The sequence below is a fragment of the Pseudomonas sp. TE12234 genome (assembly GCF_054061835.1).
In genome coordinates this window covers 221850-248065 of the sequence record NZ_JBSSEP010000004.1, presented here as the reverse complement: position 1 = coordinate 248065, position 26216 = coordinate 221850, and the positions used below count along the sequence as shown (strand labels likewise).

Here is a 26216-nt window from a genome sequence, read left to right as displayed (position 1 = left end):
ACGGGGGGAGCGTCACGGCCATTACGGTGCGCGCGACGGACATGGGCTAGCTGAACTGCTCACGGTATTGGGTCGGGGTCAGGCCAAGCTTCTCGCTGAACAGAAAACGCATGTGCCGCACGCTGCCAAAGCCACTCTTGAACGCCACGGTCTTGAGCGGCAACTCGCTGGTTTCCAGGAGGTTGCGGGCACAGTCGATGCGGGCGCTTTGCAGAAACTCCATGGGCGTCATGTTGACTTCCCGGGCAAACACCCTGGCGAAATGCCGTGGACTCATGGTGGCCAGGCTGGCCATGCGCTCGATGCTGAAGGCTTCGTCGAGGTGTTCGAGGACATGGTTCTGCACCCGGGTGATGGCTGTTTCATGGGGGGCTACCGCCGCCATCAGCGGGCTGAACTGCGCCTGACCACCCTGGCGTTTCATCACCACCAGCAGCACTTTGGCCACGTCCTGGGCGACTTTCTTGCCATGGTCCTGGGCGACCACGGCCAGCGCCAGGTCGATGCCGGCGGTCACCCCGCCGGAGGTGATGAGGTTACGGTCCTGAACGTAGATCTGGTCAGTCTCGACAGTGGCCCTGGGGAAGCCCTTGATCAGGCGCTCGGTGTAGTGCCAGTGGGTGGTCACGCGATAGCCGTCGAGCAAACCGGCATGGCCCAGCACGAACGCCCCGGTGCAGATCGAGCCATAGGTTCGGGATCGACTGACGTTGCACTTGAGCCACTCGAGCAAGGGTGGATGTTTTTCGTTGTAGGCACCGGGGCCACCTGGCACCAGCAGCAAATCAAAGCCGTCGCAGGCCTGGTCGACAGGCATGTCGGCCTGCACCTTCACGCCGTTGGACGCCCGTAGCGCGCCGGGCTCGGTGCCAAGGGTCGTCAGCACGTAGTGGTCGGCGGGTTTGAGATAGCGATTGGCAATGGAAAACACCTCCATCGGCCCGGCCATGTCGAGCAGGAGAAAGTTGGGGAACAGCACCATTGCCACTGTTTTCATGGGTTCAATATCACTGAGATCAAAACGAAGATGGACCTGCACAACCCTTTGTGGGAGTGAGCTTGCTCGCGAAACGATTTCACATTCAATCGTGAAGGTGACGGTTATACCGCCATCGTCGCAACGCCGCCCGGAGCAAGCCGGCTCCCACCGGGTTCGCGCCCGACATTAAAAAGGTGTGCTGAACATTATGGCCAAATTCACGGCTGACGTCGGTGATAAACTTCGCAAAACTGTCAACCTGAGAGAGACAGTATTTCAATTTCCATCTACTTATTGCATCGATCAATAAACATTAACCTTCTCCTCACTCGGACGAATCAACGTCCCCACAGGAGATTTCATCATGCTGACCCTTCGCAAAGCCTCGGAACGCGGCGCCGCCAATCACGGTTGGTTGAAGTCGTTCCATACCTTCTCCTTCGCCAACTACCGCAACCCGCGGGAACAAGGTTTCTCCGATCTGCTGGTGATCAACGATGACCGCGTGGCGGCCGGCAAAGGCTTCGGCCAGCACCCGCACCGCGACATGGAGATTTTCTCCTATGTGCTCGAAGGCGCGCTGGAACACAAGGACACCCTGGGCACCGGCTCGGTGATCCGCCCCGGCGACGTGCAGTTGATGAGCGCCGGCAGCGGCGTGGCGCACAGTGAATACAATCACTCGGACAGCCGGCCCGTGCACTTTCTGCAAATCTGGATCGTGCCGGAGGTCAGCGGCGCCAAGCCACGCTACCAACAGGAGCACTTCAGCACGCAGAAAAAGCGTGGTCGCTTGCAGCTGATCATCTCCCCCGACGGCGCCAAGGGTTCGTTGAAAGTGCGTCAGGATGCGCGGGTGTACGCAGGACTGATCGATGGCAAGGAAAGTGCGACCCTGGAACTGGCCGCCAACCGCTATGCCTACGTGCACGTGGCTCGGGGCAGTGTCGAACTCAACGGCTTGTCGTTGCAGGAAGGCGATGGCGTGCGGGTCCGCGAGGAACAGCTGTTGACCCTGAGCAACGGCGTGGATGCCGAAGTCCTGGTGTTCGATCTGCGTCCGCAGGAATTGCCGGAAATGCCTTGAACATCACCGGTGAGGCCAGGGAGCTTGCTCCCTGGCCACCGTTTATTCCCCCGTCCCTGCAAACCCCGCGACAATCTCATCAATCACCGCCCGTACCCGGGCGGTATGCCGCAAGTCCGCGTGGGTTACCAGCCAGACGTCATAGGGCAGCGGCCGCGTCCGCTCCGGCCAAAGCCGGACCAGCCCGTCCCGCTCCCCCACGTACACCGGAATTTCCCCCAACCCGATTCCCGCAGCGATGGAGCGGCGGACCAACAGACTGGAGCTCAGGCTGGCGACAATCCGCCCACGCCCCAGGGGTTCGCTGACCAGGCTCATGTCTTTGCCGCCCTGCAAGTACGGCTGATACACCACCAGATCATGCCCCTCGAAGGCCGTTCCCGGTTCCGGCACGCCGTGGGCGTCCACATATTCCCGTGAGGCGAACAGGCCCACTGGCCAGCGGGCGATTCGCCGGGCAATCAGGTCGGGGTTATCCGGCCGGATGTTGCGCACGGCGATGTCGGCTTCGCGTTTGGCCAGGCTGAGGAATTGAGTCGAAGCGTCCAGTTGCACCCGTACGTCGGGATGCTGTTGATGCAGACGGGCCACGGCCGGAATCAGAAAGTCGATGGCCAGGGAGTCGGTGGTGGTGACGCGTACCGTACCGGTGAGCCGATCATCGAGGCCCTGGATCCGGCGCTCCAGTTCCAGTGCCGAAAGCTCCATTTTCTCCACCGCACGCATGGCCGCCTCACCCACCGCTGTCAGGGCATAGCCTTCTGAGGTGCGCAGGAACAGCGTCGCGCTCAAGGACTTCTCCAGCGCCGTGATCCGCCGCCCTACGGTGGCTTGATCCACCCCCAGCACCCGCGCGGCACCGCGCAGCGTCGATTCGCGGCAGACCGCAAGAAACACCCGTGCGTCATCCCAATTCATGAGGCCTCCAGAACGATGCATTTATGCATCACAGAAACGTGAAATCGCAGCATTATTGCATCAAAGAATCCCGTTATGCTGGCTCCAGAGTAAACCTGAAGGACACCCCCCATGACCCGCCTTTCATCTTCCGCCGATGCACCTCGCAGCGCGATCTGGCTGCCGATCTTCGCCGGACTCTGCGCCAGCCTGGTCAGCATCGGCCTGGCGCGTTTTGCCTACACGCCGTTGATCCCCTCGCTGATCCAGGCCCATTGGTTTAGCGCCACCGACGTGGTGTTCCTCGGCGCCGCCAACCTGGTGGGCTACCTGATCGGCGCGCTGATCGGCCACCCACTGGCTCGGCGTACCTCCAACAACACCGCGCTGCGGTTGATGATGCTGGCGGTGACCCTGGCGTTTTTCGCCTGTGCCTTTCCATTGTCGGTGAGCTGGTTTTTCGCCTGGCGCTTGCTGTCCGGCATTGCCGGCGGCGCGATCATGGTGCTGGTGGCGTCCACGGTGTTGCCACATGTGCCGGCCTCGCGCAAAGGCCTGGCCAGCGGCGCGATCTTTCTCGGTATCGGCCTGGGTATCGCCGGCTCGGGGACGATCGTTCCGCCACTGCTGAGCCTTGGACTGCAACAAACCTGGCTCGGTCTCGGCTTGCTGGCGCTGATTCTGACCGCTGCCAGCTGGTTTGCCTGGCCGGCCGCCACCCCCCATGACGCAGCAACCGCGCCGCTCAAGACTGCGGCAACGGCGACAAACCCGAGCGTCTACCTGCTATTCGCCCAGTACGCCTTCATGGCCGCCGGGTTGGTGCCGGCCATGGTGTTCCTGGTCGATTACGTGGCCCGCGGGCTCGGTGCCGGGCAACACGTGGGCGCACTGATTTGGGTGATGTACGGCCTGGGGGCGATTGTCGGGCCGGTGAGCTACGGCTTTCTGGCCGACCAACTGGGGGCGAAGTCGGGCATTCGACTGGTGCTGGCGGTGCAAGCGATTGCCGTCGGCCTGCTGTCGATCTCCAGCGCCTTTTGGGCACTGGCCTTGCTGGCGGTGATACTCGGTTCGTTCCCGCCCGGCATCGTGCCGCTGGCCCTGGCGCGGGTTCACGAACTGATTCCCGGGCATCACCAGCAGCAGGTTGCCTGGAGTCGCGCCACCGTGTCCTTCGCCACCTTCCAGGCCATCGCCGGTTTTGCCTACTCGGCACTGTTCAACGCCAGTGGCGGTCATCATGCACTGATGTTCGTGATCGCGGCCGGGGCTATTGTTGTTGCATTGCTGTTGGAGTTGGTGGTGCGTTTACTGAGTCAACCGAATGATGGCGGCTGCATCAAACCGAGCGCTGCATGAACAACGCAAAACCCATGTGGGAGCTAGCAAGCTTCACACTGACTCAACACGTCGAACCGAAATTTTTTTGTCATCACAACAGGTATTTATCATGACCCTCCCCCAAACCATGACCCAGATTGAAATCACCCAGCCTGGTGCTCCCGAAGTCCTGCAACCGCGACAGGTGCCCTTGCCTGCCGTGGGCGCTGGTGAAGTGCTGATCCGCGTGCACGCGGCCGGGGTCAATCGCCCCGATGTGATTCAGCGCGCCGGCAAGTACCCGATGAAACCCGGCATGAGCCCGATTCCGGGGTTGGAGGTGGCCGGTGAAGTGGTCGCCATCGGTTCAGGGGTCAATGACTTCATCGTCGGCGACAAAGTCTGCGCGCTGACCAACGGTGGCGGGTATGCCCAATATTGCGCGGTCCCGGCCAGCCAGACGCTACCGATTCCCGAGGGCATGGACTGGGTGCAAGCGGCAGCGGTCCCGGAAACCTTCTTCACGGTGTGGGCCAATCTGTTCGACATGGGTGGCGCCAGCAAAGGCCAGCGAGCCCTGATTCACGGTGGCACCAGCGGCATCGGCACCACCGCGCTGATGCTGTGCCGCGAGTTCGGGGTCAAGGCATTCGCCACCGCGGGCAGTGAGGACAAGTGTGCGGCGATCCGTCAATTGGGGGCCGAAGCGATCAACTATCGTGATCAGGACTTCGTCCAGGTCATTCAGGAAAAAACCGCCGGCAAGGGGGTTAATGTCATTCTCGACATCATGGGCGGTTCGTACCTGAACCAGAACATCGCGGCATTGGGCATGGAGGGCCGACTGGTGATGCTCGGCTTTCTCGGTGGTGCTCACGCCAAGGACGTCGACCTGCTGGCGATCATGGGCAAGCGCGCGGTGATCACCGGCTCGCTGTTGCGCGCTCGCACCCGGGAAGAAAAAGCCTCGATCGCCGAACAGCTGCGCGAGTACGTCTGGCCCGTGCTGGAAGCTGGCCGTTGCCTGCCGATGATCGACAAGGTTTATGCCCTCACCGAGGCGGCACAGGCCCACACCCGGATGGAAGCTGGCGATCACATCGGCAAGATTGTGTTGCGCGTGGATTGAAAGCAACGCAAATCCCTGTGGGCGCGTGCCTGCTCGCGAAAACGGCCTGGCCGTTGACATGAATGTTGAATGTCACGGCCTCATCGCGAGCAAGCTCGCTCCCACAAGTCGAATTTATCCCTGCTGCCGGCACACATCTGTTAAAACGCGGGCTCCATGTCTGTGCCGGTAGATCACCCGATGTCCTCTGCTTTTCTCTCCCGCTTGCGCCCACGGTGGCTGTCGCTGCTGTGCATGGCCGCGTTGATCGTCGGCCTGCCGGTCAGTTGCGGGGCGCTCAGGTACAAAGAGCGCGAGCTGTTGTTTCGCATCGAACCGGGCACTGCCGGCTGGTATCGCGGCCTGCCGCAGGACGTCGAGGAATTTGATATCAAGTCCGCCAGCTTCAAGGCCGGGCAGAACCTGCATGCCTGGTGGTGGCCGGCGGCGCGCCGCGATGCGCCGGCGATCCTCTACCTGCACGGCGTGCGCTGGAACCTCACCGGCCAGGCGTTTCGCATCGAGCAATTGCGCGCCATGGGTTACTCGGTGCTGGCTATCGATTACCGGGGGTTCGGCCAGAGCCACGGTGACCTGCCGTCGGAGGCCAGCGTTTACGAAGACGCCCGAGCCGCCTGGGAGCGTTTCACCGCAATGCAACCGGACCCCAGCAAGCGTTTGATCTACGGTCATTCCCTGGGCGGCGCGGTGGCCATCGACCTCGCGGCAGATTTGGCTGCGCAAGCGAAACAGCAGCACATTCCGGTACCGGTGCGCGGCCTGGTGATCGAGTCGACCTTCACCTCGCTGGGCGATGCCGTGGCAGAAGTCGCCGACAATAATTTGCCAGTCCACTGGCTGCCCGTGCGCTGGCTGCTGTCGCAAAAGTTCGACTCCATCGACAAGATCGTCGACATCGACATGCCGTTGCTGGTGGTCCACGGCCTGGCCGACCCGTTCATGCCGTCGCGATTCAGTCAGCAGCTGTTCAATGCCGCCAATCAACCCAAGCGTTTGTTGCTGATTCCTGGCGGTACGCACAACAACAGCATGAGCCTGGGGGGTAGCCAGTATCGCCAGGCACTCGACGGCTTGATGAAGGCCAGCTAGGCCGATCACGCAGCCGGCAAAGCGTTATTCAAACTCGCTTTGCCGGGCTTGATCAACGAATCAGACCTGAATGTGCAGCCCCTGCTTCTTCTCGATCGGTTCCTCTTTGGCTTTTTTATATAGCTGATCCAGCCAGGAGTCCGTTGATCTCAGGTCCAGCGCGCCTTTGTTCAATAACAATCCATAGTCAATCAACCTGTGGAAGTTGGTCAGGTCCAGCGTCACCTTGCCCTCGAACTGTTTTTTATCCAGCTGGACCAGCTCGATCACCGCTTTGGCGTGATTGAAACTTAAGGACTGGAGGTCCTTTCTCTCGTTTAACAGGGTATTCAACGTGTCCTGTTCCCAGGCCGTCAGCATGTTTGGCGGCGCAGTGACTTGCAACTGCCCGTCTTCGGCCACCGTGTAGCCGAATGCTTTGTCCGCCAACTTGGGCCATAGGCTGTGCAGATTTGCTTTGAAGTCGGTGTATATACCGTCAATTGTTTTGAGCGCATCCGCTGCGCGGCATTCTTTTGCCCAAAGGATTGTAAATCTAAAGCTATCAATCCGAGTGTATAGGCCAACGTACCCGGCACCTAAAGGGGACTTTTCAATAAAGTCCTCTACCGCTTCCAAGTCATCCATGGTGAGGCCTGTAACAGCAGGAGCCTGGAGTTTCTCGATGGCCAACCTCACCCTCTCTTCAATCACCGGCTTTTCTACTGAGTCTGGTTGATTTTGCTCAGTGCTTGCCTTCACCCTTTTCGGGCAGGGCATTTGAAAAGATGCAGCGGTATTTATATTCATATCAACTACTCCTCATGGGGATTCCATGTTGCATAACGGCCAGAACGGGAAATGGGTGACCTGATAAACGCGTAGGAAAAATCCGAAAAAGGAGTAGGTATTTTCTATCAGCTCGTTGCTGATCAAGATAAAAGCCTGCTGTAACGCCAGCGATAAATATGTACCGCCTTTTACAAAGAGGAGAACGTTCAAATACAGATGCCTGCTTGGGCACAACTGCTTCAGAACTTTTACTTCTGGCATCTGATTAAATTACGAGAACGCCTTCATGTGGATTACTTGCTTTAAAAATATCGGGGTACGCTCGGTATTGTTATTTTTGGGGATATTCCTGGCGGCCGGCATGGCACCGGCGATGTCTTTTTTGAGCGCCTCGGCTATTCCGGACATCGCCTCTAAAATTCCGACGGCGACAACGGCACTGCCCGACAAATTGAACACCTTGGAAGACAGTCTGGCTGACGAAACAGATGTGAAGCATTACAGCTTCACGGCGGTTCGGGGGCAAAACGTGTGGATTCATGCAAAAGAGCGCAAAGGTTCACTACTCACTCTGGAATACAATCTCAATGGCACTTGGCTCACTTTTCCTTGGGGAGAACACTTGACGGTATCCGACTTACAACCGAATCAGGAGATTCAGGTTCGCATTTCGAAGACACCCTCCGCCCCTTTCGTGCTGGGCAGCACCTACAAAATTGAATTTGGTTCAGCACCCTATTACGCCGACAGTCGCGTCCGCGGCGACGCCGGTGAGCTGCCGCTCTACTGGGCAACCACCCAGGCCTATAAAATCTTGAACTGGTCGGTCCGATTGGCGGATTCGACAGGGCATTCGCTCGAAGGCGCTACGGCGACTTTGAAATTGAACAAGGGAGCGGGCGAGATCGACTTCTCTCTTATGACGGACAGCACAGGCAGTGCGACGCAAGACATTGAGTTGGGTAGCTGTCATGGCCGTCTTAAATCTGCCCCGTTCTGGACCCGCAGTGGCAAGTATTACTATCAGTGGGACGCTGAATACAACCTGGGGTATTGGCTGATCCAGATTCAAGGAAAAGAAGCTTCAGGGGTGGGAGGCCCTAACGTGCCGAACGTTTCATTCGCGCAGATCTGTTATCAAAGGATGTTGCGTAACCAGGCATGAGAACTCCGAACAATGAAGCAGGTATTTTTAGTTAGCTGTTACTGCAAAACAATGATGACTCAGCGATAACCCCGCGCCTGCAGGTCAAACAACTGCGCATAGCGCCCGCCACCGGCCAGCAGTTGCTCATGATCGCCACGTTCAAGGATCTTCCCCTGATCGAGGACGATGATGTGATCGGCGTTACGCACACTGGAAAAACGGTGGGAAATCAACAAGGTCATGCGGCCCTGGGTGTGCTGGCTGAAATGCTCGAACACCGCGGCTTCCGCCGCTGGATCGAGCGCCGAGGTCGGCTCGTCCAGAATCAGGATGTCGGCATCGCGGCGCATGTACGCGCGGGACAAGGCGATTTTCTGCCACTGCCCGCCGGACAACTCCTGGCCACCGGCAAACCAGCGCCCCAGTTGCGTGGCATAGCCGCGATCCAGGCGCTCGATAAAGGGCGCGGCCATGCCTTCGGCAGCGGCCTCCTGCCAGCGCTGTTGATCGTTGAACGCCAGGGTGTCGCCCACGCCGATGTTCTCGCCGACGGAGAACTGGTAGCGAATGTAATCCTGGAAAATCACGCCAATGCGCCGACGCAATGCGTCTTCCTCCCAGGTCTGCAAATCGCTGCCGTCGAGCAGAATGCGCCCCTGGTCGGGCCGGTATAAGCGGGTCAGCAGTTTGATCAGCGTGGTCTTGCCCGAGCCATTCTCCCCCACCAGCGCCAGGCTGTGGCCGGGGACAAGGTGCAGGTCAATGCCTTCCAGCGCAGCGCGACTGGCGCCCGGGTAACGAAACCCGACATTCTCGAAACGCAAGCCATCGCCGGGCACCGCGCCAACGGTGAGATGCCCTGTATCCGCCACCACCGGTTCGGCCAGGTACTCGTAGAGGCTGGAGAGATAGAGGCCATCTTCGTACAGCCCGCTGATGGCGCTCAGGCTGCTGCTCACCGCCGTCTGCCCCTGCTTGAACAACACCAGGTACATGGTCATCTGCCCGAGGCTGATACTGCCGTGCACCGTGTCGACCACCACCCAGGCATACGCCAGATAAAACGCCCCGGTGCCCAGTAAACCAAGGACGAATCCCCAACCGTCACGGCGCAGGGTCAGGCGCCGGTCTTCGGCGTAGAGACGGGCGAAGGTATCGCGGTAGCGCTGCAACAACAGCGGCGCGAAACCGAACAGTTTGACTTCCTTGATGTAGCCCTCGTGGGAGAGCAGCGTCTCGATGTAGTTCTGTTGCCGGCTCTCTGGCGCACGGCGGGTAAACAGGCGGAAGGCGTCTCCGGAAAAATGCGCCTCGGCAAAAAACACCGGCAATGCCCCCACCACCAACAGCACCAGCGCCCACGGCGAAAAATGCACCAGCAGCACGCCGAAGCTGATCAGCAGGATCAGGTTCTGGATCAACCCCAACGACTTCATCACCAGCGCCAGCGGCCGGGTCGAGGCTTCGCGGCGCACCCGCACCAACTTGTCGTAGAACTCGGAATTCTCGAACTGCACCAGCGACAATGTCTGGGCCTTTTCCAGAATCATCGTGTTGACCTTCTGCCCCAACTGCACACGCAACAGCGACTGCTGGACGGACAGCGCGCGCTGGGTCGCGGACAGCAACGCCAACACACCCGCCTCCATCAACACATAACGCACCACCGGCCACAGCGGCGCACTGCCCTGTTGCGCATGCAACTGCATGGCGAACACCACGGCGTCGACGATGCGCTGCCCCAGCCAGGCCGCCAGTGCCGGAAGAACGCCGGCAATCAGCGTCGCCAGCACCAGGCCGAGAAACAACCCGCGTGAGGTGCCCCAGACCAGCAGCAGGGCACGTTGGGCCTGGTCGAGCAGCGAGGTGAAGCGTTCAAGAACAGGACTCACGCCCCCAGCTCCGCCACCACGTCAGCTCGTTCTCCCTGATACCGCGCCCGATAGCGTCCCGGACTATCTCCCGTCCATTTCTTGAACGCGCGGTGGAACGCACTGGGTTCCTGAAAGCCCAACTGCTCGGCGATGTCACTGATGCTCGCCCGGCTTTCACGCAATTGCTCGAATGCCACGGCACGCCGTACTTCGTCCTTGATCTCTTGATAGGAACAGCCTTCACGCTCGAGTTTCCGGCGGAAGGTGCTGGGGCTCAAATGCTGCTCGAGGGCGAAGGCCTGCAGGGTCGGCCAATCACTGTAATGACTGGAGCGCAAGCGCTGATGCACCTGGGACGCCAGGCCATGCTGGTTGCGGAAGCGGATCACCAGCCACTGCGGCGCGGTACGCAGGAACACTTTGAGCGACGCCAGGTCCTGAACCACCGGCAGACGCAGGTAGTGACTGGCGAACTCGATCTCGGTGCGCTCGGCGCCAAAGGTCAGATTGGGTCCCCAGAGCAGGCGGTCGTCGCTCAGTGACAGGCGCGCGTGGCGAAAGTCGGCGCGGTCGATCGGAATGCGCCGGCCACCGAGCCAGCACAGCAGGCTGATCATCAGCACCAGAAAGGTTTCTTCGCCGAAGCGGCTGGCCTCTTCGTTGGCCGAGTGGCTGTCGAGGCTGATGACGGCACGCTTGCCGCGCACCGTCAGGGTGCCGCGAAAGTCGCAGAGGAACAGCGCGAAATTGGCCAGGCACTGGCGCATGGCCTTGTGCAGATCGGGCTCCTGAATCAACGCCCGGCAAATCAGAGCGAATGCCCCTGGTGGCATGCCGTGGGCGTCGAGCCCGAAGAACTCATCGTTCAGTTCGCGGATCTGGATCAGCCACAACGCCGCAAATGCATTGGCCGGCACCCGCGCCGTGGGTTGCCCGATCACCGCCGGATCGATGCCCGCCTGTTCGAGCACGGCCTGCACTCGCTGCGCATCGTCGCCCATCCCGTGGAGCATTGCCTGCACGAAGTAGGCGGCCACCGAGTCCTTTTCCCGCATGTGAACGCTTCTCTCCCCATCACCCGAAATGGCAAAAAACACCAGCGCCGTTGAACAGTTTCGGCATAGGACAACCGCCCTGCCAGCTCTAGACTCGCTGCCAATAGTACGCCTTCGGCCGTGACCGCGGCCAAGGTATTGCAAGGTTTGACCGGAAGGACGGCAAGATGAATCTGCAAAACATTGGCGTGATCGGCGCAGGCACCATGGGCAACGGCATTGCGCAAGTCTGCGCCCTGGCCGGTTTCAGCGTGACCTTGATCGATATCTCCGAGAACGCGCTGCAAAAAGCCCTGACGACCGTTGGCAAAAATCTCGACCGGCAGATCGCCAAAGAGACCCTGACGCCCGAGCAAAAACTCGCCGCCCTCGACAAGATCCGCACCAGCACCGATTACGCCAGCCTGCAAGGCGCGCAACTGGTGATCGAAGCGGCTACCGAGAACCTCGACCTGAAACTGCGCGTGCTGCAACAAATCGCGGCCCAGGTCAGCACCGATTGTGTGATCGCTTCCAACACGTCGTCGCTGTCGATCACCCAGCTCGCCGCCAGCGTCAGCCAGCCTGAGCGTTTCATCGGCCTGCACTTCTTCAATCCGGTGCCGGTAATGGGGCTGATCGAAGTGATTCGCGGCCTGCAGACCAGCGACACCACCCACGCCCTGGCACTGGAGATGGCGACCAGGCTTGGCAAAACCGCGATCACCGCCGGCAACCGTCCGGGGTTTGTGGTTAACCGGATTTTGGTGCCGATGATCAACGAAGCCATCCTGGTGCTTCAGGAAGGCCTGGCCAGCGCCGAAGACATCGACGCCGGCATGCGCCTGGGTTGCAACCAGCCCATTGGCCCGTTGGCCCTGGCGGACCTGATCGGCCTGGACACCCTGCTGGCGATCATGGAGGCCTTCTACGAGGGCTTCAACGACAGCAAATACCGCCCGGCGCCACTGCTCAAGGAAATGGTCGCCGCCGGTTACCTGGGACGCAAGACGGGGCGTGGCTTCCATGCCTATGCCTGAGCGTTGCTCGCGTTTCGCCGAATACCGGGACAAGGTGCTGGAGCTGTTTGCCAGCAAAGGTTTCGGTCAGGTCGGCATGCGTGAGCTCGCCACGTGCCTGGGGTTGTCCCCGGGCTCGTTGTATCACCATTACCCGAGCAAACAGCACTTGCTACTCGATCTGATCGAGGAGTTCTACGAAGAGCTGTTGGCCACCCTCGGGCGCATCGAGAAAAAGGCCCCGAACAAACGCGATCGACTGAACAACCTGATCCGCGCGCACCTGAATCTGCACCGCGACATGCCATGGCATTTCCGTCTGGTCGAGCGCGACAGCGGTTGCCTGAACGAGGAGCAACAGGTTCGGGTTCAGCAACTGCGCGAGCAGTACGAGCGCAGGTTACTGCTGATGCTCGGTGCCCGCTCGCGGTTCAGTGAGTCGGGCCAGTTGGCGGCCGGTCACGCCATTGCTGCGCTGCTCAACAGTGCTCCGACCTGGTTGACCGCTCACACCCTCGATGAGCATGAGCACCACGAGTTGCTCGAAAGCATGGTCAGCGGTGCCATTGAACGTCTGCTGGCGCCACGCCGCGCAAACGAGGCAATAAGCCTGGCCTCCTCTATCGAGAAAACATCTAAAAAAACCCAGGCTCCCACACCGATTTAGCGCTTTGCTTGCCGGGTCAATGCCATCGGAATTTTGCCGTCGAACCCTTCGTCCAATCCGATGCACACCTTCAATGACCGGGAGCCGAACCATGAAAATCAATCCCTACCTCATCTTCAATGGCGACTGCAAAGCCGCATTCACCTTCTACGCCCAAAGCCTGCAGGGCCGAATCGAAGCCATGACGACTTTCGGTGAAACCCCTGTCGGCGAGCAGATGCCCAAAGACCTGCACAACCTGATCATTCACACCCGCCTGCTGGTGGGCGATCAAGTACTGATGGGCTCGGACACCACGCCCGACCGCCCGGTGGACGACATGAGCGGTTGCTCGATTTCCCTCAACGTCGACAGCATCGCCGAGGCCGAGCGGGTCTTCACTGCACTGTCGGAGGGCGGCAGCGTGCAAATGCCCTTGGACGCCACGTTTTGGGCGGCACGTTTTGGCATGCTGGTAGACCGTTTTGGTGTGTCGTGGATGGTCAACTGCGAAAAGGATCAATGAGAAAGTCCTGCTGATCGGCGATGTTCAAGGCATCAAAAAGCCCAACCTTGAGAGGTTGGGCTTGCTGGCAACTCTCGGGCCGTCTGCTACCGTCAAATAGTCACCCGCATAGCAGCGACCTTTCGGAGGATCCCCTATGCCAGCCCATGACCTGTCATGGTCCACCCGATTGAAACTGTCGCTTCTGGCTGGCGGGCTGACCGCCACCCTGCTGGTTCTCAGCGGGTGCGCAACCGTCGACGCCCAGACGACTGCTTATGTCGGAGTCGAGCATCCTGCGCCAACGCTGCCCAGTGAAGTGGTCGTACTGCGTACCGAGCCGCTGCGTCCGCATGTTCGATTGGGTGAAATATTGATCGACGCCAGCGTCGATCCCGCACCGCCCATCACCCAGGTAGAAGAAAAACTGCGGGATGAGGCGGCCAAGCTCGGTGGCGATGCGGTGGTGGTGGTCTATGACCATATTCAAGCGGTGGGGGCTTACGTCAACGGGCCACTATGGGCCCGGGATGTAAAGACCATTGAGGGGCGCAAGCTTAAAGGGATCGTCATCAAGTACCGATAGCGTGGTCCTGCGTCGAATGCCCGGGACACAACCTTTCGTCGTAAATGAAAACGCAGCGACCCCCCAAGCCCCATGTCTGGCTTAGGGTTTGCACAGGCCCGACGTAGCGCCCCAGAACGACATAATTCTGACGCGGCTGCGCCTCAATTCAACGCTTAAGGACTCCAGCGATACGCTTGGTCAGTCACCGGAGATGTAACGTGTCTACTCTCAATGAAATCGCAGCGAACCACGCGAGAATGGCCAAGGCAAAGGAGGAAGAGACGACCGCGCTGAGTGAGCGAACGCTTCATGTGGTGGGCAGTATCGAAATCCCGTGCAAAGATGCGCAACAGCATGTCTCACTGCACCTTATCGCAGGCGTACAGGAGAGCAACCTCGGTCAGGTGGTGGGTTACTCACTCTAATCGCACTTGACAGTGCGCCCCCTGTGGACCTGTCGCCTGCCTGCCCGTGAACGCACTTCAACCTGCGACGTACTCAGGCGCTGGCCAAAGGCAGAACAGAGCTGATCGCCTCACCAACTCCCAAAAGCCCGGTCGACGCCGGGCTTTTCTTTTCCTTCACTTTCTCTGCCTGCGCCACCCTCGCCTGCTGCTACGCTCACATAGCGCCCCTGAAGCAGCTAACGTCACTGCCGGGCCGCCAGGAGCCCAAAATGAAAGGCGCATTTGTAACACTCATAGCCCTGCTCACTTGCTCATCGGCAATAGCCTCGACACCCGATGGAGAAATGCTTTTCCAGGAAAATTGCAGTGTCTGTCACGGCGCTCGAGGGATGGGAGGCTCAGCCCCCAGGCTGGCCGGAGATGCCAGTGAATGGAAATCAAAGGTCTTCGAGCGAGCGGTACTGAGCGGGATCGACGACCATGGAAAACCCTTGAAAGCGCCAATGCCGCATTGGGCTGGAACGAGTTTCAAATCTGACAACGGGGCAATGCCCAGCAAGCTTGAAGTTGATGCAATACAAAAGTACCTGCATAAGCAAAAGTAGTGCATCGGGTCAGGCGGGGTGGCATGGGTGCCAGTGCCCTCTCATGAGCAGAAAGTTGAGGAGAAGCCCGGCGCAGCGCCTGGCTTTTCGTTCCCTTGCGTCACACCGCACCAGAAGGATGCATCCAGCCCAATATCGGGCTTTTCCGTATCTGCGACATCCTTTTCACCAATCACTCACACTTCAAGGCGCAGATTATCCCTGCTCCTAAGAAGATTCCCATTTGGTCCGCCCGCATGCGGGCCATTTTTTTGTTCGTTATTTGGCCGTCTGGCGGCTCGATCGAGCGTTCTGGCTGAACATGAGAAGACAGCATCACAAGGCACTACTCCAGTGCCTGCCATCCCTCTGCGTCAGCAAAAGGCAGATACGCAAAGCCCGGCGCTGGGGCCGGGCCTTGGATGAACGGAGATTTTGGCTATCACAGCGGATGAGATTTGTGCCGCTTGAAATATTCTTGCTTGCCCACGGTAGACTCAATGTTCCGATAGGTGCATCCATCAGTCACACAAAGCATTGACCTGCCATCTCTGAGTGCCACAGAAAATGTTACCTCGTCCTCTTCGCCCGCCAACATAAAGCCTGCAACCGCACCCATCGGACCGAGCACCATCGCACCGGCCAAGCCCAGGCTGACGGAGCTTGATACATCTGAATAGGAGCTTTCGCTGACTAATGTAACGTCACGGATCTCCTGAGTGGATATCTTTAGTCCAGGCCACGGGTACACAACTGTCTCTATTGTGATAAACCCGGGTTCATACACTGCATGCCCATCAAGAAAATCTCCTGCCAGGATTTTTATTTTTGCCATACCAAACCCTCCCTGCATTTTCCTGCAAGAAAATTCAACGCTCAGAGGTTTGTGTCGTCAACGAGGTATGGACGAGGGGCGTCAATTTCCGACTGTTGGAAGCACAAGAATGAGCAGATTGTTTGCGCGAAATTTGCTCATCCTCGCGCTGCACAATCCCCCTGCGCTCTTCAATGAAGAGTCTTGCGACTTTCACCAATCCTGATTCGGTCCAGCGCCCGGTTTAACGAATCCAAGGCATTGAGGAGGGCTTTCGCCTCGGCCTCTCGACCATCTCCCCACAGCCGTTCAGCCATTTTATTCAGGGCCTGGATAGAGCGCTCGATATCAGCAGCCGTCACTGAGGCGGTGTCTTGAGGATGTTTCTTTGGCATTTGTTAGAGTTCCCACAAAACGTTGTGTTGGTGAGCACATGCCAAACAGAACATAAGGAGTGCAGGGGTCGCCGTAACCATTTGGTAACGAAGCGAAATTTATCACTATTGAAACGCCACTACGAGAAGCAACCAATGGCTAGAGCACTCTCGCCGGTGCATCAAGCTGGCGGACGCTTGAAAAATGAACTGTCGGGACTGAATCGTGTCTACGACTCCAGGGATGACGCAGTATCCACATGGCTGGTGCTGGGCAGGACAACCGGCCAGCCTTAAAGCCCTCTCCTGGAATCAGATATGTCTAAAAAGCTTGCTGCTATTTTGTTGTCCGCATTGGTTGGCGCAGCTGCCAGCAATGTAATGGCTGCTCAAGGCCAATGGCAAAAGGATCACCCCCGTAGAGCCGAAGTCAATGGTCGACTGGCCAACCAGAACAAGCGAATCAGCAACGAAGTTAAAGAGGGTGAAATAACCAAGGGGCAGGCAGCCAATCTGCATAAGGAAGACCATCAGATTCGTCAGGAAGAACGGAGCATGGCTAGCCAAAATGGCGGACATATCACCAAGCAGGAGCAAAGGACCCTTAACCAACAAGAGAATGCTGTAAGCCACCAGATTGGCGGCTAAGCCTTACCTGTGATTTTCGGTTCGTGCTCACCTTGGTGAGCTTTTGTTGTAAGTGTTTTGCCCATTAGCCCGCGAGGTCCCTCAAGGGCTAATGGTATTGATGGACCGGTAACCGTGACGACTGTAAGCCTCGCTAACCACCTGACCCGCCCTCACCTGCCTCGCTGAAGGCTCTGCAGTCGGACAGGCGCCTTTCAGCAGGTAGCCTGTTTAATGAGTTGCCTCAAGCATTTGAAGCCTTCCTTGATTGCCGCAAGTGATTGATATCACTTTGCTACCTCATTTCGGTCTCCCATCAGGCTGAATTCGACATAGATGCGTAGACCAGTAGCTCACCTCACGCCAGCCAGTGAGCGTCCCGACGGCCCCCGCGAAAAGGCGATCGGCAACAGCAAGGCCGTTTGCCCCGTGTGAAGTGGGAGCGGCGTGGATGCATCTGTACAAGAAAGCCGGAAGGGGCAGGCAGGCCATGCGATCAAGGGCATGACACAAACCTACCGAACGACCTGCAAGACTACTAGCGAATCAGAATTTGCGTCCCAGCGGGTATTCGACCGCCAGACGGATCTGATCGACATCCAGTTCGGCTTGAGCCGCGTTCCCACGATGTACGGCATGGCGCAAGCTAAACGCGAGGTTTTTGGCTTCGCCCGACTGCACCACATATTTGGCCTGTATATCGCGTTCCCAGTGTTTGCCACCTTGTCCGTACCCAAGCCATGTGTAACCGCCATGGGGTCCATGTGACTGCCGTTGATGCCGCTTCCGCGCACATACAGTGCACCGAAGGTCAGGCCGGGAACACCATAGCCAGTCATGTTCAGGTCGTAACGGGCTTGCCAGGAGGCTTCCTCGGGCGCGTTGACGTCGGACAATGCCACCGCATTGCTCAGGTAGATCGCGCCACGGGTGACGTAGTCATAGGGCGTGTCTCCGTCAATTTTCTGATAGCCCAGGCCGAGGCTGTGGGAGCCGGCCTTATAAGTGGTCAGAAAACTCCAGGAAGTATTGTCGATTCGACCGGACAAGGCTTTACCGGTGTCCTGCGTGCGGTACAGATTGAGGTCGAATGTCAGGTCCTGGCCGTCGGCCAAAGGCTGAGTGTAGACCGCGCCCAAGTAATGCTGACGCAAGGTGTCGGCGTAGACAGCACTGAACAGACTGGCATTTAGCCCTTTGATCGCCGAGTTACGCACGCCGACCAAGTCGAAACTGTCGCCCTGTTTGCCGTTGGAGTAATTGACCACAAACCCCTGGTCATGGCTGGTGGCATTGCGGTCAGTGCTTTTCGTTGAAATGTCCACCGTACAGGGAAGTAGCGGGAAGTTCCCGGCTGGTCAGCAACCAGCCTGTGGCGGTTTCGGGCAGCAGGCGGCTGTCGGATGAGCCGAACACCGGGGTTTTCACCCGTTGCTCGCCGTAGCGTAATTCGGTTGAGGAGAACCGCACTTTGGCCAGGGCGCCACCGCGACTGTACTGCCCCTTGGGATAACCATCACTGTCAATGCCGAGCAGCCGCGCCTTGCCGGCCCGCCCGCCGCCACTGTCCAGCTCCCAACCGGAATAGGCGTGGGCATCGAAGCCAAGGTCTACGGTACCGCGGGTGTAGCCCGAGGTGAGTTCGGCCATCAGGCCGTATGCCCATTCCTCGGCGAGATCGCTACGCTGGGCGCGGGGTTTGTAGGCATTGCGTGCACCGTTGCTCAGCGAGCCGTGTTCGTAGTCGCGTCGGTCGTAGACGGTACGGTTGAGCAAACTCCATTGGCTGTCCTCGACAATGCCTTTAGCGTTGTCTTGCTCTGAAGCCAGGGCGAGCAGGGATTGCCCGCCCAATGCCAATAGCAGGGTGTGCGTCGAAAAGATCTTCACAGCGCAACTCCAAAAAATGCGGGATAGCCGAGGTGTCCCGCAAACCGGGGACACCGTTGGGCATGTCAGAGGTATTTGAGGATTGCGATATCGCGACGGCGCTGTTTCAGGCTGGCGAACCAGCGCGTCGGGAAGAACAGCAACACTCCCAGAATCACGCTCCACAGCCAGACCGTGGGGAGGTTTTCGAATCCGTAATACGCGCCCTGATTGGTGCCCCACATTGCGACGGCCACCAGGTACATGGCCTTGAGCACGTACAGATGCAGCAAATAGAAGAACATTGGTGCACCTCCATAGACCGCCAACGTCGCAGTGGACCAGCGGTCCTGCAGCTTCTCGAACAACGCCAACAGGAGCAGCCCCAACCCGAGGGTCGGCATCAGGAACATCAGTGACGGCGGGTACTTCTTCGCGCTCATGAAGCTCATGAAGGTCCGTAACGAATCATCGGTCTGTACCCAGGGCTTCTCGCCGTAGAAATTCAGGTAGCGAATGAACACGAAGGCCACCAGCAGGCCTGCGCCGAGTTTAACAAGGCGGGAAATTCGCTCGGCCGGTGCCATGTCCTTGCCAAACCACGGACCGATGGCCCAACCCAGCAGAATCACCCCGATCCACGGCAATACCGGGTACGTGGTGCGAGCCCGGGTGAACTCGGTGATGTCGATGAATACCTTTTGATGGAGGATCGACCACGGCACATAGAAGGGCGACTCCGGCCCGACGATGATGTTATCGAACAGGTTATGCCCAGCCACGATGGCCATCCCGATCACAATCAGCCATCCACGCTTGAAGTGCAGCATCCCGGCGAGCACGATCATGCAGATGCCAATACACCAGATCACCTGCAACCATAGGGTCTTGGGCGGAAACTCGGCGTTCCAGGCAAAGCAAACGAAGGTGATCTCCAGAAATACCAGGAAGAACCCGCGTTTGAGCAGGAACAACGAGGTTTCATTGGCCGTGTGCTTCTGGCTGTACAACCAGGCCGACAACCCAGTGAGGAAGATGAATACCGGCGCGCAGATCTCACTGAGCATCCGGGTGAAGTACAGGTCCGGCGTCACGCTTAACGCGTCAATCGGATCGGTGACCTGACGGTGCAGCAGGAAGGTTTCGCGCACATGGTCAATCAGCATCAACAGCATGACGAAACCGCGAAGGGCATCGATCGCCAGCATTCGCGTGCTGGCTTTTACCTGAGTGGAGGCCAGCGCAGCGGAAACACTTCCCACCTGCCCGGCCAATCCTGAAGATCGGGACATTTTGGTAACTCCTGTAGGGGAAATGGATCAGGCCTGTTTTTTCAACCGGGCGACTTCTGAGGCTGGCAACCGCGATGGAGCCCGTGGCAACGATGGCTTACCCTGCGTCCGGTAGAACGACAGCGTGGAGCTGAAGCTTTTCAGGTCATACGGCTCGGTCTTGCCATCGGGGCTGACCCGTTCACCGGGCGTGCGGTCTTTGTATTCGACGGCCACCACGTACGTGCCCTGCCAGGGTAAATCGAAGCTGACTTTTCCGGTCGCATCGGTGCGCTGGGTGAAGACTTCGCCGGAACCGGTTTCCAGCATAACGTCCTGATCCACCAGCGGTTTTTTCGAATAGTACACTTGGAACCAGGCCTTGTTCCCGTCAACGATGCCGGTGGGCACGATGTCCAGGGTTAACTCCGGAGTTCGCGCACGCAAATCGCCAACCCAACGGGTCGCTGGTGTCCAGTGGGTTTTCAAGGTCTTGCCGGCTTCGTGCAGGTCGAAGATCGGATAATGCGGATCTTGGGTCAGAAGTGAGTCATCGCCCTTAGCCTGATGGTTCACCGCAAAAGCCTGGCGTTGCAAAATCAGATTCAATGATTTCGAATTGTTGCTGATCGACCACCCCTTGAGTTGCTGGAACCGGTCCATCCCGCCCGGTGTAACTTCCAGCATGTTCTTGTCATATTCGCCGTAGTACAACACCAGCGGTTACCCGGACGGCTGTTCGTACCAGATCTGGTGTGCCTCGCTGCTGCTTGCCAGCATGAAGACGCTGTAACCCGATAGTGCTTTTGCGTTGCTCATTCGCATTTTTTGGCTCCGATTGGTGTTATCCAGCGATTCGTTGCAGTCGCTTCATCCTCCCGAAATCAGCAACTTCACAAACCGCGCCCCTCTAGCTGTACGCATTACAGCGCAGAGACTTTTGCGGTTTGTTCCGAAATCGGCGCATACGGGGCCATCGGTGACTGTTTTTGCGGCTTGAAACAGCCGTTTATGCGGCTTGCGCCAGGATGAGGCGCATTGAGTGGGCCTGTAGGCTCGGTGTCCAAACCCAGTGCGTTACTGCAAGTCAAAACGAATGTGGGAGCGAACTCGCTCGCGATGGCGGCGCAACAGTCAACGGGGATGTTGAATGTGATGCCCTCATCGCGAACAAGCTCGCTCCCGCAGGTTATTGAGTCTGTCAGTGACGCAGCAATTTGCGCAGTGGCACGCCGTCCTTGAGCACGGGTGATTTGATGACGATGTAACTGAAATACTTGGAGATGCCGATGTTCTTGTCCAGCAGGCTTTCGATGACTTCCTGATAGTGCTGGATGCTGCGGGTCATGAAGCGCACCAGGTAATCGTAGCCACCGCTGATCAAATGGCATTCAAGCACTTCATCCACCTGACGGATGTTGGACTCGAACTTGGCGAAATCTTCGCGCTTGTGGTCGCTCAAGGTGATCTCGGTGAAGACCGTGACCGAGTCAGTGATCTTCGCCAGGTTCAGGTGCGCCTTGTAGCTGGAAATATACCCCGCCGACTCCAGTCGCTTGACCCGTTGCAGGCAGGGACTGGCCGACAATCCCACAGCATCGGCCAGGCTGACGTTGGTCATGCGGCCGTCTTTTTGCAGTTCAACCAAAATGCTGATGTCGATCCGGTCCAGTTTCACTAAACCTTCCATTGCGTACCTCGTGACTGCCGTTTGTAGGACAATCTTCTAGCAAAATCAGCGCCGTAAAGACAGCTGATGCTGAGCCACCAGATCCGCCATGCTGTTGATGCAGTAATCCGTCGCGCATGGGGATGGCTTTTTTTCACGGGCACGACAGATCAGGCATACATTGGCGGCCAACCGCCGACCGGCAGAAGGCCGCGTCACTTGCAGGATATCTCCGACCTCAAGCCCGTTGGCCTTTAACCAATCCTGATCCTGCAATGGATCACTGGCCAGTGAAATGAAATCGTCGGGCATGATCCCCAGCCGCTCACAGAGCAGCGATCGATCTTCAACATCCCGATCGCCCTGCACCAGCAGGCGATAGAACTTGCGCAGGTACAGCATCGCCCCCGGCGCATCCTCGAACAGTGACCAATTGGCAACCGAACGGGCAAAGCTCATGCCCTCCTCCCAGCTGGCTTTGAGCCCCCAGCATTCAGCCAACTGGCGATGGGCGAAACACAGCAGACCACTAAAGCCCAGCTCACCGAAGCGCGGATACAGTGCGCGCACCACCTCGCTGTATTCGGCCAGCACCTGTTCCTTGTCCGGGTGTCCACCCCGGCTGTCGAGCAAGGGTTGCAACGCCGCCCAGACACCCGAGTCGCGATCGACCAGGACTTCATCGCAATCGATGAGCAGTGCTCGATATTCAGTCAGCCCCATCGTGTGCAAAGCCTCCAATGATGCATTCCATCAATCCATGCTCCATAAATGCTCACGGGCGATGCCTTGCGGCGGCGCCCGGAGCCGGCAGAAGCTTAGTTCAAGACCCGTGCCAAGGCGGCTTCCAGAATCTGCAGTGCTTCATCGACCTGTGCCTGGGTAGCCACCAACGGCGCGAGGAAGCGCAATACGTTGCGGTAAACGCCGCACTTGATCACCAGCAAGCCACCCTTGCGGGCTTCATCGATCAGCCGTTGATTGAGGTCGGCGTCCGGAGTACGGGCCGTGTCGTTCTTGATCAGTTCGATCGCCAGCATGAAACCGGTACCGCGCACATCGCCAACTTGCGGGTGACGGCTCTGCAAGCGCAGCAGTCCCTGGCGCAGACGCTCACCCAGCGCTTCGCCGCGCACCAGCAGCTGTTCTTCCTCAAAGGCATTGATGACCGCCAGTGCCGCCGCGCAGGACAATGCGTTGCCGCCGTAGGTGCCGCCCAAGCCACCCGGCAATGGTGCGTCCATGATCGCGGCCTTCCCAACCACGCCGGACAGCGGCAAGCCACCGGCCAGACTCTTGGCGACGGTCACCAGGTCTGGCTGGATGCCGGCATGCTGGAAGCCGAACCATTTGCCGGTACGGCCGAAACCGGTCTGGATTTCGTCGAGGATCAGCACGATGCCGTGTTTCTCCGTCAGCGTGCGCAGGCCCTGGAGGAACTCGACAGGAGCCGAAAGGAAACCGCCGTCGCCCTGTACCGGTTCGATGATGATCGCAGCGACCCGCTCCGGCGCCACTTGCGTTGCAAGCAATTCATCCAGTGCCTTGAGCGCCATCTCGCTGGTGACACCACGATAGGCATTCGGATACGGCGTATGGAACACCTCTGGTGCGAACGGGCCGAAGTTCTGTTTATAAGGCTGGCTCATGCCGGTCAGCGTGGTGCCGAGCAAGGTCCGGCCGTGGAAGCCACCGCGGAAGGCAATCACCGCCGACCGATTGGTGTGGGCCCGGGCGATCTTCACCGCGTTTTCCACGGCCTCGGCACCGGAAGTAAAGAATGCCGCTTTATAGGCTTCTTTACCGCCGATCATTTCGCACAGGCGCTGTGCCAGATCCAGATAAGGCTGATAGGCAACCACCTGGAAGCACGCGTGAGAGACCTTTTGCAGTTGCGCCTGCACCGCCGCAACCACTTTCGGGTGGTTGTGGCCAATGTTCAGCACACCGATGCCGCCGACAAAATCCAGGTAGCGCTTGCCGTCCACATCCCACAACTCGGCACCTTGGGCGCGATCAATCACCAGCGGGTGTGCGGTTACCAGGCCACGCGGCACGAATTGATCGCGCTGACGGAGCAAATGAGGGGTTTCGTCGACTTTGCTATTCATGGCATTTTCCCATCGTGAGTCCGGCAACCGGGAGGTGGTTGCGATGGTGTTCAGGTTAAGGCTTGCGCGAAACGAACTACGCCGAACTTGGCCCCTGAGAAATTCGGATCGACTGTTTTCACCCTGCCAAACGGCAGAATCCTTCAGCCCGCCGAATCTGCCGCAGCCTTGCCGATACAACGTGAAGCAACCCGTTTAACCCGGCCCTTTCGACAGATACTGCGCTGGCATTGCGCGATGATGGCTACACCTTGACCCTTTCAGGAATTGCCCATGGCCCTGCTATATAAAGCTGATCCTGTACGCGGCGGACAGTGGAAAGCGCTATTCGCCGAACACGCCCCGGATATCGAATGGCGCGCCTGGCCGGACATTGGCGATCCGTCCGGGATTGAATACCTGGCCGCATGGCAGGCACCAGATGATCTAGAGGTGTTACTGCCCAATCTGAAGGTGCTGTTTGCGTTGTCCGCCGGGGTCGATCAGCTCGACCTGAAGCGTTTACCGCACAGCCTGCCAGTGGTGAGACTGCTGGATCCAGGGATCACCCGTGGCATGTGCGAGTACGCCAGTTTTGCCGTGCTTAGCCTGCATCGGGACATGCTGCGTTATCGCCAGCAACAGATGGCCCGCTGTTGGCAAGCGCACTTGCTGCAACCGGCCAGCAAGCGTCGGGTAGGCGTGATGGGGTTGGGCACGCAGGCACAACAGATCCTGGCGACCTTGCAACCACTGGGGTTTGCGCTGAAGGGCTGGGCGCGCAGTGCGCATCATGTAGTTGGCGTGGATTGTTATGCCGGTCACGAGCAACTGCCGGCGTTCCTTGGTCAATGCGACATTCTGCTTTGTGTGCTGCCGCTGACTGAACAGACCCAGGGCATTCTCAATCGTGAACTGTTTCGACAGCTCCCCCACGGCGCAGCCCTGATCAATATGGGCCGTGGCGGACACCTGGTGGAAAGCGATCTGCTGGAGGCACTGGACAGTGGTCAACTCAGTGGCGCGGTACTGGATGTACTGCAGCAAGAACCGGCTCCAGCGGACCATCCATTTTGGCGGCATCCGCAGATTCTGCTGACACCGCATATTGCGGCGATGACCCAGCCGGAAAGCGCGTTCGGGGTGTTGCTGGAAAATATTCGGCGGTTTGAGCGGGGCGAATCCATGGTGGGCCAGATTGATCGCACCCAAGGTTACTGATCACCCCTCAATCAACTGCAGGAGTGGAGCTTGCTCGCGATAGCGGTAGAACATTCAGGCTAAATGCTGACTGTCCACCCGCAATCGCGAGCAAGCTCACTCCCACCATGGTTCGTTGGTGGTTTTAGAGTGTGTCCGCGATAGCTTTACCGACGTCTTGCGTAGTGCCCTTCCCGCCCAAATCCGGTGTGATCGGCCCGTCGGCAATCACCTGTTCAATCGCCTGCAAGATACCGTCATGCGCCGCGCGATAGCGCTCATCGCCGTTTCCCAGGAAATCCAGCATCAACGCTCCGGACCAGATCATCGCAATCGGATTGGCAATGTTCTGCCCATAGATATCCGGCGCCGAACCATGCACTGGCTCAAACAACGACGGAAACCGTCGCTCCGGATCAAGGTTGGCCGAAGGCGCAATGCCAATGGTCCCGGCGCACGCCGGGCCCAGGTCGGACAGGATATCGCCGAACAGGTTAGACGCCACCACCACATCAAAGCGCTCCGGCTGCAACACGAAACGCGCGCACAGAATGTCGATGTGCTGTTTGTCCCAGGTGATGTCCGGGTACTGTTCGGCCATCAATGCCGTGCGTTCGTCCCAGTACGGCATGCTGATGGAAATGCCGTTGGATTTGGTCGCCGCCGTCAGACGTTTGCGTGGCCGGGTTTGCGCCAGTTCGAAGGCATACTTGAGAATGCGATCCACACCACGACGGGTGAACACCGATTCCTGCAGCACGAACTCATGCTCGGTACCTTCGAACATTTTGCCGCCGACTGAAGAATATTCGCCCTCGGTGTTTTCGCGGATCACCACGAAATCGATATCACCCGGCTTGCGCCCGGCCAATGGGCACGGCACCCCGGGAAACAGCCGCACCGGGCGGATGTTCACGTACTGATCAAAGTCGCGACGAAACTTCAGCAACGAGCCCCACAGGGAAATGTGATCCGGCACCTTTTCCGGCCAGCCCACGGCACCGAAGTAGATCGCATCGAAACCCTTGAGCTGTTCGAACCAGTCTCCAGGCATCATTTGCCCGTGTTCCAGGTAGTAATCGCAGTGCGCCCAGTCAAGCACTTCGATGCTCAAATCCAACTGCCATTTCTTCGCGGCCTGCTCAAGCACTCGCAGGCCTTCGGGCAGCACTTCCTTGCCAATGCCATCGCCGGCAATCGCGGCGATTTTGAATGTCTTGCTCATCAATTTGCCCCCCCCGTG

The 26216-nt window shown here is 58.7% G+C and carries 26 protein-coding genes and 1 pseudogene; 13 read left to right on the top strand and 14 right to left on the bottom strand.

What is annotated here, in order from left to right:
* Positions 1-46 precede the first annotated feature (46 nt).
* The gene (locus tag ACVWYU_RS09375; RefSeq protein WP_247254247.1) at positions 47-997 is read right to left on the bottom strand and encodes a GlxA family transcriptional regulator; all 951 of its coding nucleotides are present in this window, start codon (positions 995-997) and stop codon (positions 47-49) included.
* Positions 998-1343: 346 nt separating this feature from the next.
* Between ACVWYU_RS09375 and ACVWYU_RS09370 the strand changes: the two genes are divergently transcribed.
* Positions 1344-2066 carry a pirin family protein gene (locus ACVWYU_RS09370; RefSeq protein ID WP_247254246.1) on the top strand — a complete coding sequence of 241 codons (723 nt, stop codon included), beginning with the start codon at positions 1344-1346 and terminating at the stop codon, positions 2064-2066.
* A 42-nt stretch (positions 2067-2108) separates the two neighbouring features.
* Here ACVWYU_RS09370 and ACVWYU_RS09365 read toward each other — a convergent pair whose 3' ends face one another.
* Positions 2109-2984 (bottom strand): LysR family transcriptional regulator, encoded by an 876-nt coding sequence (locus ACVWYU_RS09365; RefSeq protein WP_457372546.1) that lies wholly within the window; start codon positions 2982-2984, stop codon positions 2109-2111.
* A 111-nt stretch (positions 2985-3095) separates the two neighbouring features.
* Between ACVWYU_RS09365 and ACVWYU_RS09360 the strand changes: the two genes are divergently transcribed.
* From ACVWYU_RS09360 to ACVWYU_RS09350, 3 genes are all read left to right on the top strand, one after another.
* Positions 3096-4325 (top strand): YbfB/YjiJ family MFS transporter, encoded by a 1230-nt coding sequence (locus ACVWYU_RS09360; protein ID WP_457372545.1) that lies wholly within the window; start codon positions 3096-3098, stop codon positions 4323-4325.
* A 91-nt stretch (positions 4326-4416) separates the two neighbouring features.
* Positions 4417-5415 (top strand): NAD(P)H-quinone oxidoreductase, encoded by a 999-nt coding sequence (locus ACVWYU_RS09355; protein ID WP_457372544.1) that lies wholly within the window; start codon positions 4417-4419, stop codon positions 5413-5415.
* A gap of 180 nt (positions 5416-5595) precedes the next feature.
* Positions 5596-6504: an alpha/beta hydrolase gene (locus tag ACVWYU_RS09350; protein WP_457372606.1), complete on the top strand. Its 909-nt coding sequence runs from the start codon at positions 5596-5598 to the stop codon at positions 6502-6504.
* A 60-nt stretch (positions 6505-6564) separates the two neighbouring features.
* On the opposite strand, the gene ACVWYU_RS09345 is transcribed toward ACVWYU_RS09350, so the two are convergent.
* Positions 6565-7293, bottom strand: a complete 729-nt coding sequence (locus ACVWYU_RS09345) for a hypothetical protein (RefSeq protein WP_090319151.1) — start codon at positions 7291-7293, stop codon at positions 6565-6567.
* 268 nt (positions 7294-7561) lie between these two features.
* Here ACVWYU_RS09345 and ACVWYU_RS09340 point away from each other — a divergent pair, with 268 nt between their 5' ends.
* Positions 7562-8440 carry a hypothetical protein gene (locus ACVWYU_RS09340; RefSeq protein WP_457372543.1) on the top strand — a complete coding sequence of 293 codons (879 nt, stop codon included), beginning with the start codon at positions 7562-7564 and terminating at the stop codon, positions 8438-8440.
* Between the two features lie 59 nt (positions 8441-8499).
* Here ACVWYU_RS09340 and ACVWYU_RS09335 read toward each other — a convergent pair whose 3' ends face one another.
* Both ACVWYU_RS09335 and ACVWYU_RS09330 read right to left on the bottom strand, forming a co-directional pair.
* Positions 8500-10314: an ABC transporter ATP-binding protein gene (locus tag ACVWYU_RS09335; protein WP_457372542.1), complete on the bottom strand. Its 1815-nt coding sequence runs from the start codon at positions 10312-10314 to the stop codon at positions 8500-8502.
* Positions 10311-11351: an AraC family transcriptional regulator gene (locus tag ACVWYU_RS09330; RefSeq protein ID WP_457372541.1), complete on the bottom strand. Its 1041-nt coding sequence runs from the start codon at positions 11349-11351 to the stop codon at positions 10311-10313. The genes ACVWYU_RS09335 and ACVWYU_RS09330 overlap by 4 nt, the downstream gene beginning before the upstream one ends.
* 167 nt (positions 11352-11518) lie before the next feature.
* Here ACVWYU_RS09330 and ACVWYU_RS09325 point away from each other — a divergent pair, with 167 nt between their 5' ends.
* From ACVWYU_RS09325 to ACVWYU_RS09300, 6 genes are all read left to right on the top strand, one after another.
* Positions 11519-12370: a 3-hydroxybutyryl-CoA dehydrogenase gene (locus ACVWYU_RS09325; protein WP_457372540.1), complete on the top strand. Its 852-nt coding sequence runs from the start codon at positions 11519-11521 to the stop codon at positions 12368-12370.
* Complete coding sequence (locus ACVWYU_RS09320; protein WP_390955368.1) at positions 12357-13016, top strand: TetR/AcrR family transcriptional regulator; 660 nt, start codon at positions 12357-12359, stop codon at positions 13014-13016. The genes ACVWYU_RS09325 and ACVWYU_RS09320 overlap by 14 nt, the downstream gene beginning before the upstream one ends.
* A gap of 91 nt (positions 13017-13107) precedes the next feature.
* Complete coding sequence (locus tag ACVWYU_RS09315) at positions 13108-13521, top strand: VOC family protein (protein WP_248914089.1); 414 nt, start codon at positions 13108-13110, stop codon at positions 13519-13521.
* A gap of 136 nt (positions 13522-13657) precedes the next feature.
* Positions 13658-14086, top strand: a complete 429-nt coding sequence (locus ACVWYU_RS09310) for a YajG family lipoprotein (RefSeq protein WP_247254237.1) — start codon at positions 13658-13660, stop codon at positions 14084-14086.
* A gap of 200 nt (positions 14087-14286) precedes the next feature.
* A complete protein-coding gene (locus ACVWYU_RS09305) occupies positions 14287-14493 on the top strand; it encodes a hypothetical protein (RefSeq protein ID WP_090319127.1) in 207 nt (68 codons plus the stop codon).
* Positions 14494-14744: 251 nt separating this feature from the next.
* Positions 14745-15080 carry a c-type cytochrome gene (locus tag ACVWYU_RS09300; RefSeq protein WP_457372539.1) on the top strand — a complete coding sequence of 112 codons (336 nt, stop codon included), beginning with the start codon at positions 14745-14747 and terminating at the stop codon, positions 15078-15080.
* 421 nt (positions 15081-15501) lie between these two features.
* On the opposite strand, the gene ACVWYU_RS09295 is transcribed toward ACVWYU_RS09300, so the two are convergent.
* Positions 15502-15894 (bottom strand): hypothetical protein, encoded by a 393-nt coding sequence (locus ACVWYU_RS09295; RefSeq protein ID WP_248914086.1) that lies wholly within the window; start codon positions 15892-15894, stop codon positions 15502-15504.
* Positions 15895-16064: 170 nt separating this feature from the next.
* Positions 16065-16268 (bottom strand): hypothetical protein, encoded by a 204-nt coding sequence (locus ACVWYU_RS09290; protein WP_090319097.1) that lies wholly within the window; start codon positions 16266-16268, stop codon positions 16065-16067.
* A 297-nt stretch (positions 16269-16565) separates the two neighbouring features.
* Here ACVWYU_RS09290 and ACVWYU_RS09285 point away from each other — a divergent pair, with 297 nt between their 5' ends.
* Positions 16566-16895: a hypothetical protein gene (locus ACVWYU_RS09285; RefSeq protein WP_090319094.1), complete on the top strand. Its 330-nt coding sequence runs from the start codon at positions 16566-16568 to the stop codon at positions 16893-16895.
* A gap of 525 nt (positions 16896-17420) precedes the next feature.
* Here the strand turns inward: ACVWYU_RS09285 and ACVWYU_RS09280 are convergent.
* The 6 genes and pseudogenes from ACVWYU_RS09280 to gabT form a co-directional block, all read right to left on the bottom strand.
* A pseudogene (locus ACVWYU_RS09280) lies at positions 17421-18764 on the bottom strand (OprD family porin).
* Positions 18765-18829: 65 nt separating this feature from the next.
* A complete protein-coding gene (locus tag ACVWYU_RS09275; RefSeq protein ID WP_457372538.1) occupies positions 18830-20035 on the bottom strand; it encodes a DUF1624 domain-containing protein in 1206 nt (401 codons plus the stop codon).
* 27 nt (positions 20036-20062) lie between these two features.
* Positions 20063-20731, bottom strand: a complete 669-nt coding sequence (locus tag ACVWYU_RS09270) for a DUF4198 domain-containing protein (RefSeq protein ID WP_457372537.1) — start codon at positions 20729-20731, stop codon at positions 20063-20065.
* Positions 20732-21215: 484 nt separating this feature from the next.
* On the bottom strand, positions 21216-21704 hold the full coding sequence (locus tag ACVWYU_RS09265) for an Lrp/AsnC family transcriptional regulator (RefSeq protein WP_090182530.1): 489 nt from the start codon (positions 21702-21704) through the stop codon (positions 21216-21218).
* A gap of 45 nt (positions 21705-21749) precedes the next feature.
* Positions 21750-22406: a 2-haloalkanoic acid dehalogenase gene (locus ACVWYU_RS09260; protein ID WP_457372536.1), complete on the bottom strand. Its 657-nt coding sequence runs from the start codon at positions 22404-22406 to the stop codon at positions 21750-21752.
* A gap of 95 nt (positions 22407-22501) precedes the next feature.
* Positions 22502-23794: a 4-aminobutyrate--2-oxoglutarate transaminase gene (gene gabT, locus ACVWYU_RS09255; RefSeq protein WP_457372535.1), complete on the bottom strand. Its 1293-nt coding sequence runs from the start codon at positions 23792-23794 to the stop codon at positions 22502-22504.
* A gap of 273 nt (positions 23795-24067) precedes the next feature.
* Here gabT and ACVWYU_RS09250 point away from each other — a divergent pair, with 273 nt between their 5' ends.
* Complete coding sequence (locus ACVWYU_RS09250) at positions 24068-24994, top strand: 2-hydroxyacid dehydrogenase (protein WP_457372534.1); 927 nt, start codon at positions 24068-24070, stop codon at positions 24992-24994.
* Between the two features lie 124 nt (positions 24995-25118).
* Here ACVWYU_RS09250 and ACVWYU_RS09245 read toward each other — a convergent pair whose 3' ends face one another.
* Positions 25119-26198, bottom strand: a complete 1080-nt coding sequence (locus tag ACVWYU_RS09245; protein ID WP_090319073.1) for a tartrate dehydrogenase — start codon at positions 26196-26198, stop codon at positions 25119-25121.
* Positions 26199-26216: the final 18 nt, after the last annotated feature.

Coding starts and splice junctions, on each gene's coding strand:
- ACVWYU_RS09290 (WP_090319097.1), bottom strand. CDS start 16,268: ATGCCAAAGAAACATCCTCAAGACACCGCCTCAGTGACGGCTGCTGAT.
- ACVWYU_RS09365 (WP_457372546.1), bottom strand. CDS start 2,984: ATGAATTGGGATGACGCACGGGTGTTTCTTGCGGTCTGCCGCGAATCG.
- ACVWYU_RS09250 (WP_457372534.1), top strand. CDS start 24,068: ATGGCCCTGCTATATAAAGCTGATCCTGTACGCGGCGGACAGTGGAAA.
- ACVWYU_RS09275 (WP_457372538.1), bottom strand. CDS start 20,035: ATGTCCCGATCTTCAGGATTGGCCGGGCAGGTGGGAAGTGTTTCCGCT.
- ACVWYU_RS09345 (WP_090319151.1), bottom strand. CDS start 7,293: ATGAATATAAATACCGCTGCATCTTTTCAAATGCCCTGCCCGAAAAGG.
- ACVWYU_RS09360 (WP_457372545.1), top strand. CDS start 3,096: ATGACCCGCCTTTCATCTTCCGCCGATGCACCTCGCAGCGCGATCTGG.
- ACVWYU_RS09260 (WP_457372536.1), bottom strand. CDS start 22,406: ATGGGGCTGACTGAATATCGAGCACTGCTCATCGATTGCGATGAAGTC.
- ACVWYU_RS09330 (WP_457372541.1), bottom strand. CDS start 11,351: ATGCGGGAAAAGGACTCGGTGGCCGCCTACTTCGTGCAGGCAATGCTC.
- ACVWYU_RS09375 (WP_247254247.1), bottom strand. CDS start 997: ATGAAAACAGTGGCAATGGTGCTGTTCCCCAACTTTCTCCTGCTCGAC.
- ACVWYU_RS09325 (WP_457372540.1), top strand. CDS start 11,519: ATGAATCTGCAAAACATTGGCGTGATCGGCGCAGGCACCATGGGCAAC.
- ACVWYU_RS09295 (WP_248914086.1), bottom strand. CDS start 15,894: ATGGCAAAAATAAAAATCCTGGCAGGAGATTTTCTTGATGGGCATGCA.
- ACVWYU_RS09265 (WP_090182530.1), bottom strand. CDS start 21,704: ATGGAAGGTTTAGTGAAACTGGACCGGATCGACATCAGCATTTTGGTT.
- ACVWYU_RS09340 (WP_457372543.1), top strand. CDS start 7,562: ATGTGGATTACTTGCTTTAAAAATATCGGGGTACGCTCGGTATTGTTA.
- ACVWYU_RS09300 (WP_457372539.1), top strand. CDS start 14,745: ATGAAAGGCGCATTTGTAACACTCATAGCCCTGCTCACTTGCTCATCG.
- ACVWYU_RS09245 (WP_090319073.1), bottom strand. CDS start 26,198: ATGAGCAAGACATTCAAAATCGCCGCGATTGCCGGCGATGGCATTGGC.
- ACVWYU_RS09285 (WP_090319094.1), top strand. CDS start 16,566: ATGTCTAAAAAGCTTGCTGCTATTTTGTTGTCCGCATTGGTTGGCGCA.
- ACVWYU_RS09320 (WP_390955368.1), top strand. CDS start 12,357: ATGCCTATGCCTGAGCGTTGCTCGCGTTTCGCCGAATACCGGGACAAG.
- ACVWYU_RS09355 (WP_457372544.1), top strand. CDS start 4,417: ATGACCCTCCCCCAAACCATGACCCAGATTGAAATCACCCAGCCTGGT.
- ACVWYU_RS09310 (WP_247254237.1), top strand. CDS start 13,658: ATGCCAGCCCATGACCTGTCATGGTCCACCCGATTGAAACTGTCGCTT.
- ACVWYU_RS09350 (WP_457372606.1), top strand. CDS start 5,596: ATGTCCTCTGCTTTTCTCTCCCGCTTGCGCCCACGGTGGCTGTCGCTG.
- ACVWYU_RS09315 (WP_248914089.1), top strand. CDS start 13,108: ATGAAAATCAATCCCTACCTCATCTTCAATGGCGACTGCAAAGCCGCA.
- ACVWYU_RS09370 (WP_247254246.1), top strand. CDS start 1,344: ATGCTGACCCTTCGCAAAGCCTCGGAACGCGGCGCCGCCAATCACGGT.
- gabT (WP_457372535.1), bottom strand. CDS start 23,794: ATGAATAGCAAAGTCGACGAAACCCCTCATTTGCTCCGTCAGCGCGAT.